We start from the raw sequence: 1,304 nt of genomic DNA, 5'->3' as shown, positions 1-1,304 counted from the left end.
AACTGGGTGCCCTCCGGATCAACAATCCCCGTCAACAACCCCTCGTTATAACAGGCCCGGGTTACGCCCCCTACCGGATTGACTATTTCAACCGGGTAGCGTCCATCGTCTTGATAGAAAAGCCTATAACCCGCGCCAGCCTGATCCACGCTGGGCTCATCCTGCCCAGAAGAGGCCTGGACGCTACGGACGCTAACCAGGCGATCCAGCTCATCCCACTCATAGCAAACCCTGCCCCCGCCCGCCAACACTTCCTGACTTATCCGGGACCGCTCATCATAGGTAAACCGGTGCGTATACCCAAGGCGGTCAGAAACAAAAAGCAGATTCCCCCAACGATCATAGGCCATTTGCTGGCCATACCCAGCCGAATCAAGAACCCCAACAGTACGACCCCACCTGTCAGACCTACCCCCATCCAGGTCAGACACGCTAACCGTGCCAGCCCCCAAATACGAGTATTTACTAACCCGCCCCTGCGCCGACCTTTGGCAAACAACTCGACCGATCCGGTCATAGTCATTGCGGCAAAGAAGCGTTCCCGACTCATCACTGATACTCTCAATGAACGGGCCAGACCAAACATACGCACACTGACCAAGGTTGCTCTTCGTTCGGGCCAACTTAGAACCGTCATAAACATATTCAATACGGTCTACGCCATCACAGGCAGAAACCACCAAGCCTGCCGCGTAAGTAAAAGCAATCTGCCCTCCCCTGCAATGCTCTAGCCGGCTGATCCTGCCTTCCTCATCTCGGCGCGCCCTAACCGAATCCTCAGTTCCAAAACCAGAAGATACCCACCGGCCCTGCACATCAAACAGCCACCAAAAACCCGCATTATCAACAATACGGAAACCTCCCCGGGAGCGGGTAAGCCAATAGTTATCCCCCACTGAACGCGTCCGATCATCCCCGATCACAAAACCGCCCTCGGCACTACCAGGACACGGAAAGAAAATCTGCCTACCCTGCCCCGTCCGCCAATACGCCCCCTCCCGATCAAAGGAAAGGCACTGATCCAACACAGAAGACCAGCCAGCACCAAAGGCCCCACCGAGGGCATTTTCGCCCACGCAACACACACTGTTATAAGTACGCGATAGGCCCAAAACGGAACCCATAGACGGAAAAACAAAATCCGAAACCAGAAAAACAAAATTACCAGTAACCGTAGACACCGGATCGTCAGCAAACCCAGTAGAAGGAACCACCCCCACCAGCGAAAGAGCAGGAACCTCTAACTGATCCCGGTACGTAGCAGCCCCCGCCGACTCTAACACCCACAGCAAAGACTGCTCTGA

1 protein-coding gene is annotated in these 1,304 nt (G+C 55.0%); it reads right to left on the bottom strand.

Features of this window, described 5'->3' with window-relative positions; translation table 11 throughout:
• Positions 1-1,304, bottom strand: a 1,304-nt coding sequence (locus G437_RS11090; protein WP_024332475.1) for a DUF6531 domain-containing protein, incomplete at both ends; no start/stop codon positions are given.

The sequence above is a fragment of the Winkia neuii subsp. neuii DSM 8576 genome, assembly GCF_000420405.1.
Classification (GTDB): Bacteria; Actinomycetota; Actinomycetes; order Actinomycetales; family Actinomycetaceae; genus Winkia; species Winkia neuii.
The sequence above is the reverse complement of the archived record's forward strand: the minus strand, read 5'-3'. Positions and strand labels throughout refer to the sequence as shown.